Here is a 15,355-nt window from a genome sequence, read left to right as displayed (position 1 = left end):
TCAATCCGGAGATCGAAACGCAATCGTCAAGTGGTCACCGGGATCCGCTCGCGCTCGAAGGCGAAGTCACGATACCCCGCCCGGGCGGCAGCGGCGCAATACTCCCGGTACCTTGGAAATCCGCCCGTGAAGAGCGTGAGCCCAAGAGGCTTGTCCTTGACGTTGGCGCCGAGGTACCAGGTCTTCGCCTTGTTGAGGAGCGAATGCTGCGCGGTCCTTGCGACGAGCTCCATCCAGCCGTCTTCCACCGCTTTGGTCGGCTCCACGGTCGCTAGGCCGTGATCGTCCATATGCGTGATTAGGCTCGCGATCCAGTCGACGTCGTTCTCGCTGATCCTGACGATATTGGCGAGCGCCGCCGGCCCGTTCGGCCCCGTCGTCATGAACAGGTTCGGGAACCCTTCCATCATCAGGCCGAGATAGGAACGCGCGCCGTGCTTCCACTTGTCGCTCACCTTGCCGCCGTGGCGGCCGACGATGTCGAATGCGGTCAGCGCACCGGTAAGCCCGTCATAGCCCGTCGCGAGGATCAGCATGTCGAGCTCGGTCTCTCCCGATTCGGTTCGCACGCCCTTCTCCGTGATCTCGAGAATCGGATCGGTGGTGCAGTCCATCAGATGGACATTGGGCAGATTGAACGTCTCGTAATATTCGGTGTCGAGGCACGGCCGGCGGGCAAAAATAGGATAACCGCGCGGCTTGAGCTTCTCCGCAGTGACTGGATCCTTGACAACCTCGTCGACCTTGCCGCGCACGAATTCGGCGACATGCTCGTTGGCCTCTTCGTTGCTCAGCAGATCGGTGAAAGTCCCGAGCATTGCAAGGCCGCCGAGCTTCCAGGCATCCTCCAGGAGCTCGCGTCGTCGAGCCGGCGTCACGCTGAAGAAAGCGCGGGTGGTCCACGGGCGTACACCACCGTTCGGACTGTTGCGCGCGGTCTCTCGAAGGCCTGCATAGTTGCGCTTGACCTCAGCAACGTAGTCCGGCTCCAGCTTCTGGTTGCGCATCGGCATGGTGAAGCTTGGCGTACGCTGAAAGACGAAGAGCTCTCCGGCCTTCCGACCGACCTCCTGCACGATCTGGATGCCGCTCGACCCCGTGCCGATCACCCCGACCCGCTTGCCGGCGAAGCTGACCGGATGGTGCGGCCACTTGCCGGCACGCAGCAGCTCGCCCTTGTAGCGCGCGATGCCCGGAATCTGGGGATCCATAGGGACTGAGAGCGGGCCTGTAGCCATCACGCAATAAGTCGCCTCGACCGTCTCGCCGCGATCGGTCGTCACCCTCCAGAGCCTGCGCGTCTCGTCCCAAACGGCGCTGGCGACGCGCGTATTGAACTTGTAGTGCTTGCGAAGATCGAGCCGGTCGGCCACGAAATTGAAGTAGGCGAGAAGTTCGGGCTGGGACGCGAACTCCTCCGACCAGGTCCATTCCTGCTCGATCTCGGAGGAAAACGAATAGCTGTAATCAATGCTCGGCAGGTCGACCCGCGCGCCGGGATAGCGATTCCAATACCACACGCCCCCGACATCGCCGCCCGCCTCGAACGCAGCGAGCTTGAGGCCCATCTCCCGGAATTTATACACGGCGTACAACCCGCCGAAACCGGCGCCCACGACGACCATGTCCAGGCGTTGTGCACCCATCTCAGAGCTGCTCATCTCGGGCATTTCCTCGCTTGCGTCGTTGACGTGGGTTGGAGCGGCGCTTGACGATGTGCCGCATGCGAAACCGCCTGCGTTGGGCCGCAGCCTCGCGTCAAAAACCATCTCATGAGTTCTGCAGCACCACTACCGCTTTGACGGCGCGTGGCTTCAATTTCACATCTATGAAAGAGACCAAGAACGTCACGAAGCCCGTACGAGGCGCGAAAGATCACGCCCTGCCCAATGGCTTCAGCAATCGTTGCATACGGACCTTCCATCAAACGTTCGCAGAGCTCGCATCGCCGGCGTTTCCGAACGACGTCCAGCCACCGTCGACATAAAGGATCGACCCGTTGATGTAGGACGCCTCCGGCGAGGCCAGGAAATAGGCAGCATCAGCGACCTCCATCGGCTCGCCAAAGCGGCCAAGCGGGACGCGGCGCCGAATCGCTGCGCCGTCGATGCGACCTTGCGCTTCCAGAGCGGCGACGCCCGGCGTGCGGATATAGCCCGGCGCGATGGTCGCGGTACGTACGCCGTTGGGACCGAGTTCGGCCGCCATGCATCGCGTCAGCATGTCGATGGCCGCCTTCGAGGCGCCATAAGCGTGGCGAGGCGCAAATGGCAAGAACGTGTTGATCGAGCCGAGATTGAGAACGACGCCGCCGCCACTCATCAGCTTGATCGCTTCGCGGGCGCAGAGAAATGCGCCGACAAGGTTCACTTCGAGAATCTCGTCGAAATCTGCGGCCGACTGCGCAACTGCCGGCACGAAACTATCGGCCACCGCGGCATCATTGACCAGGACATCGACCCGACCAAAGCGCTGCTTGATCGTATCGAAAAGCGCGAGCACGTCTTGCTCCACGGAGACGTTGAGGGCGTAGGCCAGGTGCTTTGTGCCGAGCCCGCGCACCAGATCGGCGGCGCGATCACCATCCTTGTCCGCGACGATGACGATGTCACCCGCGATGGCGAATCGTTGGACGATTGCTTCTCCGATGCCGTTGGCGCCGCCGGTCACGACCACGACGCGCTCCTTCGGTGCCTGCTCAGGCCGCGCTAGCTCTGCGGCCGGCGCTCCGACGACTGGCGGGTGGGCATGGCCCGGCTGATTGAAAGACTGCCAACCGCCATCGACGGCAAGGACCGCACCGGTCACATAGCCTGCCGCCGGCGAGGCCAGGAAGTGCACAGCAGCAGCGATTTCATCCGGCCGCCCCATGCGCCCCAGAGGAATGCGGCGCCGGACCAGGTCCAGGTTCGCGGTCCCGGAACGCTCGAGTTGCGCGACCATGGGCGTGTGGATATATCCGGGCGCCACCGCCGCGACGCGAATGCCATGCTGTGCCCATTCGCAGGCCAGTGAACGGGTCGCCGAGATCAAACCCGCCTTGGAGGCCGCGTAGGCGTTGCGCTTCGGATTGGCGAGCACTCCGGCAAGCGATGCGACGTTGACGATGACGCCTCCCCGCCCGATCATACGCTTTGCGGCTTCGCGGGCCAGCACGAAGGGACCGCGCAAGTTGACGTTCAACGCGTGGCGAAACGATCCGACATCCGTATCGACCGTCGCCGCCATGGTCGGCCCGAGCGCCGCGTTGTTGATCAGCACGTCAACGCGACCAAATCGCTGCTCGACCTCGGCGATCAGACTGACGACCTGCTCTTCCGACGCCACGTCGCAGAGGAATCCCGCGTGCTCGGGTCCCAGCGCGGCCGTGATAGCGACGACATCGGTGCCTGGCAGGTCGACGGCCACAATCACGTCCCCGTCTCGATGGAATGTATCGAGCAAGGCTCGGCCGACGCCTCCGGCCGCCCCCGTAATGACCACCACCCGCCTTGGCTTTTCCATTCCTCGTCTCCTCGCCGCGTTCCTCGCTCCCCGGCGCAAGCGTTACGCGCCGCGCGCCTCGGCCAGAATCTCCTGGATCGGATCGTCGGGAAGCGGCGCGCCGATCGGCATGCGCGGCCCAAAGCGCACCTCCTCGCTTTCGGTCGGCGGCACCTGCTCCTCGACCCAGTCGAACGCCACGATGCGTCGGGCGACGCGCCACTCGGTGCCACGCTTCTCGAAGAGGTCGCAATAGCGTCCGGCAATGAAAAACTGCCGGACGACGCCGTCCTTGGCCGGCCCGCGCTGCAATGCCTGGAAATAGGACTCGACTGCGGCCCGCGTCGGGCCGGCGAATTCGATCAGGATATTGCCGACGTGATGGATGTTCCGCGCACCGCTCGTGAACACGTCTCGCGCCCAGAGGAAGAAGCCCTCAACCGGCCCGGAATAGATACCGTGCCGATCGGTGGCATCGGGCCAATAGGAGCTGCGCAGCGTCGCTTCGTCAGCCCGGTCGACACCGCGGCAGTACCGGTAGATGCAATCGCGGATCGCCTCCCGGTCCAGGAGCTCGGTCAGCCTTGCTTCATTGATCGCCATATGGCTTCCCTCCTCAATGATCCGCCGCTGACCGGCTCGCGACCAGCAGCGCGTCGAGCGGCAACACGCCTTCGCCGCGAGGCATCACAAGGACCGGATTCAAGTCGATGCTTTCGATCACGTCGGCATTGTCAGCGGCGAATTGCGAAAGCCTCGACAGCATCGCTGCCAGCGCATCGATGTCAGCAGGCGGTGCTCCGCGCACGCCTTCCAGCACGGCAAAGCCGCGGATCTCACGGATCATCCGCTCGGCCTCTGTGGCATCAAACGGCGCGGCCCGGAAGGTCACATCCTTCAGCACCTCCACGAAAATGCCGCCGAGCCCGAACATGACCACCGGACCGAACGTCGCGTCCTGCACAACGCCGACGATGGTCTCCACGCCACCCGTGATCATCCGGGAAACAATGACACCATCGGTCCGCGCATCCGGCCGTTTCTCATGTGCACGGGATAGAATGGTGCGGGCGGCGTCGCGAGCCTCGGCTTCGCTGCGCGAGCCGACGATCACTCCGCCGATCTCGGTCTTGTGCGGGATATCAGGTGAGCAGACCTTCACCACCACCGGAAAGCCGATGGCAGCCGCAGCTGCGCCGACATCCTCGTCTGACCGCACCAGCACCTCCTCGGGAAAGACAATGCCGGCGGCGCGCAGCAATGCCTTGGCCTCATGCTCGCTGAGCACGCCATCTGGCGGTGCGATGCGCGTCGTGGAGAGCGCCTCTTTGCGCGCCTGCTTCGCTACGTCGAAGCTGCGGCGAAACCAGACCAGCGCCGCCAGGGCGTTCGCCAGCGCCGAACCATCCTCGAAGATCAGGAAGCCGTCGGCCTCGTAAGAGCGAACGATCTCTGGAGGCGCCGACATGGACAGCGCCAGAATCCGCCCCTGATGTCCGGCCGTCGCCTCGCGCAACGCCTTGCGCAGCGAGGCGGAGAAAGTGGGGCTGGCCGGTCCGCTGCCGAAAATGCCAGCGAAAAGGTCATAACCGCCCTTCTCCAGCATCGCAGCAATGTAGCTCGTCATCAGCGGCAGGTCGGTCAAAGCCTGCGCGGTCGCATCCACCGGATTGCGCGGCGATGCGTATGGTAGCATCGCCTTCAGTTCTTCCTGCGCGGCGTCAGGCATCGGCGCAACGTCGAGTCCACAGGCGGAAGCGTCGTCTGCCATCTGAATGCCGAAGCCACCGGAGAGGGTGAAGATGCCGAACCTGTTGCCGACCGGATAAAGCCCACGCGCGCAGGCATACGCGACATCAAGATGCTCGGCCGTGGTGCGCGCGCGATAGGCGCCGAATTGCCGGAGCACGGCGTCGAACACGGCATCGGATCCCGCCAGCGCCGCGGTGTGCGAGCTCACCGCCTGAGCGCCGACGTCGGAACGGCCGACCTTCAGGAAAACGACGGCCTTTTCCCTGGCCCGCGCCACCTCCAGCGCTTCGATGAACGTATCGCGATCGCGGATGCCTTCCGCATAGGCCATCACGACCTTGACGTCTGGCTGGTCGATGACCCAGCGTAGCGCCTCGGCGACATCGATGTCGCACTCGTTTCCAGTGGTAATCCACTGTCCAATGCCAAGGCCGCGCTGTCGCGCCAAATGAGCGATATGGGAGCCATACGCCCCACTTTGCGAGACAACCGCGATCGAACCAGGCTCCACGAACGCGGCATCCAGAATTGCGGAGAATGTCCCGTAATAGCCTATCTCGGCGTTGAACAAGCCAAGGCAATTCGGGCCGAGTACGCGCATGCCGCTCTCGCGCGCAATGCCCGCGATCTGGTCCTGCACGCGGCGTCCCTGTTCGCCTGCTTCGGCAAAGCCGGCCGAAAACACCACGGCGGCCTTGACCTTGCGATCCGCGCAGTCCCTGAGCGCTTGCACGGTGCCTTGCGCGGGCACCGCCAGAATGGCGACGTCAGGCGTTTCGGGCAACGAAGCAACCGATTGGTAGGACCTGGCGCCCTGGACGGTATCTCGCTTCGGATTGATCGGGTAGACCGCCCCCTTGAAGCCGCCTTCGCGGAGATAGCGCAGAGGACGCCCGCCGATGCGCGCAACATCGTCCGATGCGCCAATCAGGGCAACGGATCGCGGCTTGAACAATGGATCGAGCGAGGCTGGGTGATGACGCATCAAGGTGAATCTCAACTGGAAGAATGGAGTTCGAATTGTGCTTCCGCCAAGCCGGTGACGCCTAGGCCGTCGATCGCAAATAGGAAGCCGCCGTCCGGATGTTGCGACACGGCGCGTCCCGATCCTGAATCCCTGATCGACGTCACGTAGAGCGTCGACAGCGACGGGCCGCCAAAGGCAACGGATGACGGCAGGTCCGTGGGCGCGTCGATGAGCCGATCGAGCCTGCCTTGTGGGGTGAACCGCGCGATCTTGCCGACCTGCACGAGTGCGACCCAAAGACAGCCGTCACTGTCGACCGTTGCGCCGTCGGGCCCCGACTGATACGGCGCGGTGTCGATGACAATCCGTGGCTCCGGATCGAACTCGTCGCCCGGTCCGTAGCGGTAGGCGCGGATCGCGCGATCAAGGCTGTCCGCGAAGTACATGGTTCGGCCATCAGGACTGAAGCAAATCGCGTTCGAGATACGAATATTGTGGGCGAGAGCCTTGGGCGGGGCGGCCGCGTGGAAGCAGAAGAGCTGGCCCAGCGGCTCGGCATGAACACCCATGGTACCGCAAACGAACCGCCCCCAGCGATCGACCTTGCCGTCATTGAAGCGAACGCGTGGATCAAGTGGAGCAGGCTGAAAAAGAGGCGTTAGTTCGCCGGTATCGAGATCGAGCAGGTAGATGCCGTCTGCGAGCGCCACGACGAGATGGTCATCCTCGCAAAGACCAACCGAGCCCACCATGGACGGCACGTCCCAGTGCCGCGCGGTTCCGCGCTCGGGCTCATAAGAGCTGATCCGGCGTGACACGCCGTCAACCCAGTAGAGCCGTTGCCGCGCAACATCCCAGAGGGGACTTTCGCCAAGCTGCGCGGCCGTCGTCGACACCCTGCTCACCTGCAACGCCATCAAGGGTTTCCCGTCGCGCTTACCTCGCGTCATCTCGCCGCCGCCAAGGGCACGCGAGGACGGTAAGGGGGCTATCCCACCGGCCCGTCTCGGAACTCACTGCGTCTTCAAGAGTTCGCAGACGCTTTCCGACGCCGGTCGCCAGGCATCATCGGCCGAAATAGTCCCGGTGATCTCATAGTAGTCGTAGGGATATTTGGATTCAGCCGGTGTCTTGATGCGAGCGGCATAGAGCGGCCGCATCACCTGGCCGTCGGCGCGGATGCTGACATTCTTCATTTCGAAATCATTGACGGGCGTGGCCTTCATCTGCCGCATCACCGCCTCGCCTTCATCGGTCTGCGTCGCGGCGATCGCCTTGAGATAGTGTGTCACGGCGCTGTAAGTGCTCGCCTGCGCTTCGTTCGGGATCCGGCCGCTGAATGCCGCCTGATAGCGCTTGGCGAAGGCCCGCGTTTCGTCCGTCATGTCCCAGTAGAAAGGCGTGCTCAGGCGCACGTTCTGCAGCGGCTGCAGGCCGATGCTATGCGTCTGATTGATCATTAGTCCCAATGGTGCGAGCTGCTGCTTCTCCGTCAGCCCGAATTCCTGTGCCTGCTTCATGGCGTTGGCAAAGTCCGATCCGGAATTCGCCAACGCAATGACCTTCGCTCCGCTCGATTGTGCAGTGAGCAGGAACGAGGACAAATCCGGCGAATTGAGCGGATGCAGTACCGAACCTACGACCTTGCCACCATCGGCCGTGATGAATTTGGTTGTATCGGCCTGCCAGGCCTTGCCGAACGAATAGTCGACGGTGACGAAGAACCAGGTGTCGAGCCCTCGCGCCAGGAGCGACTTCACCGTCGCCTTCGGCAGCGCATAAGTGTCCATCGCCCATTGCGTCGTCATCGGCGAGCATTTCTCGTTGGTGAAGACCGAAGCCGCCGTTCCCGCCAGAAGATATGGCTTCTTCCTATTCTTCATGACGTCTTGCACGCCGAGCGCGATCGAAGATGCCGAGCAGCCGACAATCGCATCCACGCCCTCGTTATCGAGCCAGCGCAACGCTATGGAAACACCAATATCCGGCTTGTTCTGGTCGTCGGCCACGACGAGCTCGATCTTCTTGCCACCAATGGCGCCGCCAAAGTCGCTGACGGCAAGCCGCGCGGCTGCAACCGAACCTGGTCCGCAATTGTCGGAATAGGGACCAGTCTGGTCGTTCATGACGCCGATCTTGATGACGTCCCCGGAAATTCCCTGTGCCATGACCGGTGCTGCGGCGATCGATATTGCACTCGAGAAGATCGCCATAGCGGCGACAAAGGCAGCCGATAGTCTCATTTGCTTCTTCCTCCCCATGGTCCGCGGGTTTCGCCCATGTTTTTGTTGTGGCGGGCGGACAAAATCAGTCATTGCGCGCTCAAGAAAACGCGTAGGTAATCCCTCCGTCGACGAACAGCATGTCGCCGGTGATGAAGCTCGCTTCGTCGCTTGCAAGAAATACGGCCGCATTCGCTACGTCCCGCGGCTCACCGAGACGGCCGATCGGGACGCGCGCGCGACGTCGCTCCCATGCCTCCGCGCTGACGACGCGGTTCGCGCCATCCGTCCGCGTCGGCCCCGGCGCGATAGCATTGACACGAATCCTACGCGGCCCAAACTCAGCCGCCGCGGAGCGCGTTGCGCCCGCCACAGCGGCCTTCACCGCGCTGTACATCACGCCATTCGCCATCGCGAGCACCGCCGATGGCGATCCGATATTCACGATCGCTCCGCCGCCGGCTGCCGTCATTGGCTCCAGCACCGCCTGATAGCCCCAGATCACGCCCTTCAGGCCGACATCGATCATCCGGCTGATCATGTCCTCGGTCTGCTGCTCGAGCGGACCGTACCGATTCCACATTGCGTTGTTCACCAGAATGGTGGGCGGCCCGAAGGCCGAAACAAGGCGGTCGACCGCAGCAAAGACGTCGGCTCGCGCTCCCGCATTGCCGACGATCGCCAGCGCCCGACCGCCAGCCGCGACGATGTCGCGCGCCGCGGCTTCCGCCACCTCCGCCTTCAGGTCAAGCACTCCGACCGCCGCGCCCTCGCCGGCAAAAGCTTCCGCGATAGCGCGGCCGATACCACCGCCTCCGCCCGTGACGAGCGCCACCCGCCCCTTCAACCTGCCGCCTTCCAAGACGCCCTCCACCGCGGCCAGTCTCTGTTGGCCTTGACTGAAGGCACCTTGTCATGTGCAGTTGGCGCAAACCAAATATAATTCATGCGAGACGCGGAATTTCACATTCGTGAATTTACGAACGGGGCGAGGAACGCAAGTCATGCGGGCGACGGTGCCGAAATCCGCAGCGATACCGGGCAGACCATCAACCGTGAAATCAGCGCTTCGTGCGCTGGAAATCCTTCAGTACTTCATGAATGTTCGACAGCCGCGCGCGATGTCGGAAATCGGGCTCGCACTCGGATATCCGCCATCGAGCACGACTGTCCTGCTCAAGACCCTCGTCACCATGGGTTACCTGAACTACGACCGGCGCATGCGCGTGTATTTTCCAACGCCAAAGGTGACGACGCTCGGTGACTGGATTCCGCGAGCCCTGTTCGGCAACAGCCGGGCGCTCGAGGCGATGCATGACGTCCATGCCGCGACCGGTGAGACGGTTTCCATCGGCACGACCAACGACGTCTATCTGCAATACGTCAAGATCATCCAGTCGGTTCATCCTCTTCGTTTCCACGTCGATGAGGGAACGCTCCGGCCGCTAACTCAATCGGCGCTCGGCTGGTTGCTGATGTCGACCATGTCGGACGAGAAAGTCGACAACATCATTCGGCGCGCGAACATTGCCACGCCCAACGCATCGGATCGCGTGAAGCTACCCGACATGATGGATCGCATACGCCAGCTCCGCGGCAAGAGCTATTGCTCGACCGAGAACATACCCATCCTCGGCGGAGCCACGATCTGCGTCCTGCTCCCCGTGCTGATCCAGAACCAGCCCGCAGTCCTGGGGCTTGGCGGCGCTGCAGAGCGCATCCGCCAGAATTCCAGCCGCTATCTTGCTGTGCTGCAGCGCGCTGCGCGGTCGCTCAAGGCAGACGACGGCACCGATCGGCCAGTCGGCACCGACACCTGACACGGTGCTCAGCCCGGAAGCTGCAACACCGCCTTGGCAAGAATGTTGCGCTGGATTTCGTTAGAACCACCGAAAATCGCGGGCGAACGGGAGTCGAGGAAGAGATTCATCGCGTCGATCTCGACGTCACCTGCGGCGAGATCGTCAGCAAATCGCGCCTCCTCTCCGGCAACGGCGAGCATTTCCTCGGTGATCCGCTGGTAGAGTTCGGTTGTGAACACCTTGAGAGCCGAGACGTCGGCTCCGAGCTCCCCACCGGCCCGGAGGACCTTGGCATAACGCTCGAAAGCGGAGCCGAGATCGTACAGGTCGAGCCGCAGCCGCGCGAAGCGCGACACAAACGCAGGATCCTCGAACGCTCCGCGCGCGTCGGCCAACCGCTGCAGGCGAGCAATCGCATATTCCGGCCGCGTCGGCGCACCCAGGAAGATCCGTTCGTGGCCGAGCACGGACTTGGCGACGGTCCAGCCTTCGTTGACCTTGCCGACGAGATTCTTCATCGGAACGCGCACTTGGTCGAAGAAGACTTCGCAGAAATCCGCTTCGCCACGCAGGTTCTCGATCGGCCTGACCCGCACGCCGGGCGAGGTCAGGTCGAGCAGCAGAACAGTGATGCCCTTCTGTCGCACCTTCGCGTCACGCTCGGTGCGGACCAGGACGAAGATCCAGTTGGCGCAGTGGGCAAGCGTCGTCCAGATCTTCTGGCCATTGACGACGAACTCGTCGCCGTCCAGCACAGCCGACGTTGTCAGGCTTGCGAGGTCCGATCCCGCATTCGGTTCGGAATAGCCCTGGCACCAGACGTGTTCACCCGATAGGATGCGCGGCAGATAATGAGCCTTTTGCTCCTCGGTCCCGTGCTGGATGAGCAGCGGCCCGACCAGCCCAATCCCATGATCAGGGATGCGCGGGCAGCCTAGCCGCCCCCATTCCTCGACATAGATCATGTGTTTGGCGGCCGAGAGACCCATGCCGCCATATTGCCGCGGCCAGGTTGGCGCGAGCCAACCCTTGGCAGCCAGCGCATGATACCACTCGGCGACCTCGTTGAAGAGCGGACGCTGCTTGCGCATATAGCGCAGCTGCGCCGGGCAGTTCTGGTCGACCCATTCGCGAAAGGTCGACCTGAACTCCTCGTCGGGAATGTCGTTCCAGTCGGATGCCATCAAACGGCATCCTTGAAGACGGGATCGCGCTTCTCCATGAAGGCTCGCATCGCTTCCTTGGAGTCCTCGTGCTGGGTCATCTCCACGGTCAGGTTCTGCTCGAAGCGATAGCCGTCCTTCAAGCCCATCGTCTCGACCGTATTGATCGCACGCTTGGCGAGCTTCAACGCCATCGGGCTCTTCTTGGCGATCTCCGCCGCCATCTTCATGGCCGCGGGCATCAGTTCTTCGCGAGGCACGCAGTCCTCGATGATGCCGCGGCGATAGAGCTCCGCCGCCGGCACGCGGTAGCCCGTCAGCACCATCCGGCGCGCAAGCGTGTGGGGGATAATCCGCATCGTATGTCGAACTCCGCCCATCAGCCCGACGTCAATTTCCGGAAGACCGAACACCGCGTTCTCGGAAGCCAGGATGATGTCCGAGCAGAGCGCGAGGCCAAGGCCTGCCCCAAGCGCGGGTCCGTTCACCGCTGCGATCACCGGCTTGTTGCATTCGACGATGCAGAAACCAACCTCGCGCGCCCGGCGCAGATGGCGATAAGTGTCGCCCGGCACCGCCCCGACCTTGCCGCGCGACTTGATGTCCGCACCGGCGGAGAAGGTCTTGCCGGCCCCCGTCAGCACGATCACCTTGACCGTCGGCGTCTCGTTCAGCTCATCGAAGGTCGAGATAAACTCCTCGACAAATTCCTTGGATTGCGCGTTCACCGGCGGCGCATCCATCGTCACGACGGCGATGTGATTGCTGATTTCGGTCTTGATCAGATTGTTATCCATAGGTCCTCCCGCGGCCGACGCCGCTTTCGCGTTCGACGAATTCCAGGCGCAGTTGTTCAGGCTGGCCCAGCATGGCATTGAGATTGATCGCGCGTTTCAGATAGAGCCCGACGTCGCACTCGTCGGTGTAGCCCATGGCCCCGTGCAGATGCACCGCGCGCCGACAGATCGAGAAGGCAGCATCTCCAGCCCGTGCCTTGGCCGCCAACACGGCAAGCTGCGCGGCCTCGCTGTCATCCGACTGGAGGGCTTCCACCGCATTGCCTACCGCGGCGGCGGCCAAATCCGCCTCGATCCACATGTCGACCAGCCGGTGCTGGATCGCCTGGAAGCTGGCGATCGGCTTGCCGAACTGCACGCGGTCGCTGGTATAGGCGATCGTGAGCTCGAGCGCTTTTGAGGCCAGCCCGGACAGCTCGGCCGCAAGCGCCAGCCGCGTATGCAGAATGGCTTGACGGAGCAGATCCTCGGAGCTGTTTGCACGTGACAGCACGCGATCCGTCGGCACCTTGCAATCGGAAAACGAGACGGTCGCAATGGCACCGCCATCAATACCGGCGCGCTCCGACATGGTCATACCGTCCAAGTCGGCAGGAACGCTCAGCAGCATGCCGCCCTGGGCGTCCTGCGCGACCACAAGGAAGTCCGTTGCCACACGCGCCGCATCGACGAAGCGCGCTTCGCCTGATAGTGCGAGATTGTCGCTGACGGCATGCACGACGAGCGGCTTTGCACCAGATATCCAGGCCGGCACGGCGACGACGTCGCCGCTCACGATTCCGGCGGCCAGACGACTGCGTTCGGCGCCCGGCGTGGCTCCGCCAATCAGCGTTGCAGCGAAGACGGATGCCGAGCCAATCGGCTCGGACACCAGGGCCCGTCCAAGTGCCTCGCTGAGAACGGCCTGCTCGCGCAAGCCGAGCCCCGCGCCGCCGCATTCCTCCGGCAACAACAGCCCGATCCAGCCAGCCTCCGCCATCGCTGACCAGATCAGCGGGTCCGTCGCGCCGCCCAGCCCGCGCTTCTCGCGCATTGCCTTGGCGCCCGGAAAGCGCTCCGCAAAGCCCGCGACGCTGTCGCGCAGCATGACAAGTGTACCGTCGGGATCATCGAGCATCAATTCGGGCATGGTCTTTGCTTTCCGCCGGCGCCAACATCAGGTCGGCAACGCATGGTCCTTGAACAATTCGCGCAGCTTGGTCTTCTGCAACTTTCCCGTCGCGGTATGCGGCAGCTCATTCACGAACACGACGTCATCGGGCAGCCACCATTTGGCGATGCGACCGGACATGTAGTCCAGGATGTCCTCGCGCGCGGGATCGGTATCCGGCTTGCGGACCACGACCAGGAGCGGCCGCTCCTGCCATTTCGGATGTGGCAGGCCGATGACGGCCGCTTCCTGCACGGCCGGATGGGCGACCGCCACGTTCTCGAGGTCGATCGAGGAAATCCATTCGCCCCCGGATTTGATGACATCCTTCGAGCGGTCGGTGATCTGGATGTAACCGTCGGGGTCGATGGTCGCGACGTCGCCGGTTGTAAACCAGCCTGCCTCGTCCAGGGCGGCGCCGCCCTCTCCCTTGAAATAGCCCGATGCAACCCAGGGCCCACGCACTTTCAGGTCGCCGGCACTTGCGCCGTCGTGGGCAAGCGGCTTTCCGTCCTCGCCGACAATCCTGAGCTCGACGCCATAGATGGCGCGCCCCTGCTTGCATTGGATAGACACCTGGTCGGCGACGGGCAGATCGCGATGACCTGGCAGTAAATTGCCAATCGAACCCAGTGGGCTCGTCTCGCTCATGCCCCAGGCGTGGATGACGAAAGCACCGAACGTTTCTCGGAACTTCTCGATGATGCTGCGCGGTGCGGCCGACCCTCCGACTACCACGCGATCGAGCTTGATTGCGGAGAGATCAAGCGCGGGGTTTTCCTCGATGTACTTGAAGAAACCCAACCACACGGTCGGCACGCCGAGCGAGAAGTTGCAGCTTTCCTGCGCCGCCAGATCAAAGATGCTCCTGCCGTCCAGGGCCGGACCGGGGAGCACGATCTTGGCCCCGCACATAGCGGCAGCATAGGGAATTCCCCACGCGTTCACGTGAAACAGTGGCACGACGAGAAGAACGCTGTCGCTGCTGGACAGCTTGAGACCGTCGTTGGCGCAAGCAACAAACGAATGCAGCACGGTCGAACGATGGCTATAGAGCACCCCCTTGGGGTTACCGGTCGTGCCGGAGGTGTAGCAGAGCGACGACGCGGTGCGCTCGTCGAACATCGGCCAGGCCAGGACGTCGTCCTCCGCTTCGATGAGCGCCTCGTAACAGAGGCAGTCCGAAACTTGGGACGGCAGGTGAGCGCTGTCCGTCATCGCCACCACGCTCTCGACGGTGACGAGATTCGGCTGCAGCTTCCGAACCAGGTCGGCGAAGGTGATGTCGAACAGCAGAACCCTGTTTTCAGCATGATTGACGATGTAGTCGATCTGCTCAGGAAACAGGCGCGGATTGACGGTGTGCAACACCGCGCCAATGCCGGACACGGCGAAATAGAGTTCCATGTGACGATGCGTATTCCACGCGAGCGTCGCAACGCGATCGCCCGGCTTGATGCCGAGCTTGATCAGCGCCTTCGCGAGCTTCGCCGCACGAGACCGCAGCTCGGCATAGTTGCTACGATGAAGCGTTCCCTCGCAGGTCTTGCTGACAATCTCCGCTTTGGGATGATAGCGAGCGGCATACTCGATGAGACTTGAAATCAGTAGCGGCCGATCCTGCATCAAGCCAAACACCGGTGCTTCCTCCGTAGCTCTTGCGCGCAGGCAGCCCTTGTTTGATCTTGCTCGCCGCCACGCCTGGACATTTCTTGGTGGAGGCGCGCACTGTCAAACGAAACGATCGACGCGAGGTGAATTTCACATCCTTGAAAATGCACGAGCGGCGACCACATTGCCTCTTCGGCGGCGGCGTGCCTTGCAGCATGAGGTCGCTTGCGGCGATCGCTCCCGAGGTCCGCGGATTGTCGCACGCGAGGCCCGGGCTAGAATTAACGCCTTGCGGTCGCAGGGCTTCGACACGCGCCTTCTAAACGTGCCGGGACTGGCGCGCAGGTCGACTATGTCTTTCGTTCTGGCCTAAGAGAATGCATTCTGTTGACCAGCCACGCGCAACGA

General features: G+C 63.0%; 12 protein-coding genes and 1 pseudogene. 1 reads left to right on the top strand and 12 read right to left on the bottom strand.

What is annotated here, in order from left to right; genetic code table 11:
• Positions 1-26: 26 nt before the first annotated feature.
• The 8 genes and pseudogenes from JQ587_RS12455 to JQ587_RS12425 all read right to left on the bottom strand — a co-directional run bounded on the left by JQ587_RS12455 (position 27) and on the right by JQ587_RS12425 (position 9,286).
• A complete protein-coding gene (locus JQ587_RS12455; protein ID WP_212425472.1) occupies positions 27-1,661 on the bottom strand; it encodes a flavin-containing monooxygenase in 1,635 nt (544 codons plus the stop codon).
• Positions 1,662-1,923: 262 nt separating this feature from the next.
• Complete coding sequence (locus JQ587_RS12450) at positions 1,924-3,504, bottom strand: SDR family oxidoreductase (RefSeq protein WP_212425471.1); 1,581 nt, start codon at positions 3,502-3,504, stop codon at positions 1,924-1,926.
• Positions 3,505-3,546: 42 nt separating this feature from the next.
• Positions 3,547-4,086, bottom strand: a complete 540-nt coding sequence (locus tag JQ587_RS12445) for a nuclear transport factor 2 family protein (RefSeq protein WP_249148948.1) — start codon at positions 4,084-4,086, stop codon at positions 3,547-3,549.
• A 13-nt stretch (positions 4,087-4,099) separates the two neighbouring features.
• A complete protein-coding gene (locus tag JQ587_RS12440; RefSeq protein ID WP_249154280.1) occupies positions 4,100-5,806 on the bottom strand; it encodes an acetate--CoA ligase family protein in 1,707 nt (568 codons plus the stop codon).
• Between the two features lie 9 nt (positions 5,807-5,815).
• Positions 5,816-6,220 (bottom strand): annotated as a pseudogene (locus JQ587_RS37165) (CoA-binding protein); the annotation flags it as partial.
• Between the two features lie 11 nt (positions 6,221-6,231).
• Positions 6,232-7,119, bottom strand: coding sequence for an SMP-30/gluconolactonase/LRE family protein (locus JQ587_RS12435; protein WP_212425469.1), 888 nt, complete (start codon positions 7,117-7,119; stop codon positions 6,232-6,234).
• Positions 7,120-7,215: 96 nt separating this feature from the next.
• Positions 7,216-8,445, bottom strand: a complete 1,230-nt coding sequence (locus JQ587_RS12430) for an ABC transporter substrate-binding protein (RefSeq protein WP_249154279.1) — start codon at positions 8,443-8,445, stop codon at positions 7,216-7,218.
• Positions 8,446-8,524: 79 nt separating this feature from the next.
• Positions 8,525-9,286, bottom strand: a complete 762-nt coding sequence (locus tag JQ587_RS12425; RefSeq protein ID WP_212298735.1) for an SDR family NAD(P)-dependent oxidoreductase — start codon at positions 9,284-9,286, stop codon at positions 8,525-8,527.
• A gap of 193 nt (positions 9,287-9,479) precedes the next feature.
• On the opposite strand from JQ587_RS12425, the gene JQ587_RS12420 reads away from it, so the two are divergent.
• Entirely contained in the window at positions 9,480-10,244 is a 765-nt protein-coding gene (locus JQ587_RS12420; protein ID WP_212425468.1) for an IclR family transcriptional regulator, read from the top strand.
• 8 nt (positions 10,245-10,252) lie between these two features.
• Here JQ587_RS12420 and JQ587_RS12415 read toward each other — a convergent pair whose 3' ends face one another.
• The 4 genes from JQ587_RS12415 to JQ587_RS12400 all read right to left on the bottom strand — a co-directional run bounded on the left by JQ587_RS12415 (position 10,253) and on the right by JQ587_RS12400 (position 14,974).
• Positions 10,253-11,410 carry an acyl-CoA dehydrogenase family protein gene (locus tag JQ587_RS12415; protein ID WP_212298737.1) on the bottom strand — a complete coding sequence of 386 codons (1,158 nt, stop codon included), beginning with the start codon at positions 11,408-11,410 and terminating at the stop codon, positions 10,253-10,255.
• Positions 11,410-12,186: an enoyl-CoA hydratase/isomerase family protein gene (locus JQ587_RS12410; RefSeq protein ID WP_212298738.1), complete on the bottom strand. Its 777-nt coding sequence runs from the start codon at positions 12,184-12,186 to the stop codon at positions 11,410-11,412. Before JQ587_RS12410 ends, JQ587_RS12415 begins: the two co-directional genes overlap by 1 nt.
• On the bottom strand, positions 12,179-13,273 hold the full coding sequence (locus JQ587_RS12405; RefSeq protein ID WP_283815623.1) for an acyl-CoA dehydrogenase family protein: 1,095 nt from the start codon (positions 13,271-13,273) through the stop codon (positions 12,179-12,181). Before JQ587_RS12405 ends, JQ587_RS12410 begins: the two co-directional genes overlap by 8 nt.
• Positions 13,274-13,342: 69 nt before the next feature.
• Complete coding sequence (locus tag JQ587_RS12400) at positions 13,343-14,974, bottom strand: 3-(methylthio)propionyl-CoA ligase (RefSeq protein WP_349629497.1); 1,632 nt, start codon at positions 14,972-14,974, stop codon at positions 13,343-13,345.
• Positions 14,975-15,355 lie beyond the last annotated feature (381 nt).

It is taken from the genome of Bradyrhizobium manausense (assembly GCF_018130615.1).
GTDB classification, from domain to species: domain Bacteria; phylum Pseudomonadota; class Alphaproteobacteria; order Rhizobiales; family Xanthobacteraceae; genus Bradyrhizobium; species Bradyrhizobium manausense_A.
Note: the sequence above shows the minus strand (reverse complement) of the source record. Positions and strands in the feature narration are given on the sequence as shown.

Bases quoted from the DNA above. Each gene is read 5' to 3' on its own strand.
- JQ587_RS12455 (WP_212425472.1), bottom strand. From the start codon at position 1,661: ATGAGCAGCTCTGAGATGGGTGCACAACGCCTGGACATGGTCGTCGTG.
- JQ587_RS12450 (WP_212425471.1), bottom strand. From the start codon at position 3,504: ATGGAAAAGCCAAGGCGGGTGGTGGTCATTACGGGGGCGGCCGGAGGC.
- JQ587_RS12445 (WP_249148948.1), bottom strand. From the start codon at position 4,086: ATGGCGATCAATGAAGCAAGGCTGACCGAGCTCCTGGACCGGGAGGCG.
- JQ587_RS12435 (WP_212425469.1), bottom strand. From the start codon at position 7,119: ATGGCGTTGCAGGTGAGCAGGGTGTCGACGACGGCCGCGCAGCTTGGC.
- JQ587_RS12430 (WP_249154279.1), bottom strand. From the start codon at position 8,445: ATGAGACTATCGGCTGCCTTTGTCGCCGCTATGGCGATCTTCTCGAGT.
- JQ587_RS12415 (WP_212298737.1), bottom strand. From the start codon at position 11,410: ATGGCATCCGACTGGAACGACATTCCCGACGAGGAGTTCAGGTCGACC.
- JQ587_RS12410 (WP_212298738.1), bottom strand. From the start codon at position 12,186: ATGGATAACAATCTGATCAAGACCGAAATCAGCAATCACATCGCCGTC.
- JQ587_RS12405 (WP_283815623.1), bottom strand. From the start codon at position 13,273: ATGCTGCGCGACAGCGTCGCGGGCTTTGCGGAGCGCTTTCCGGGCGCC.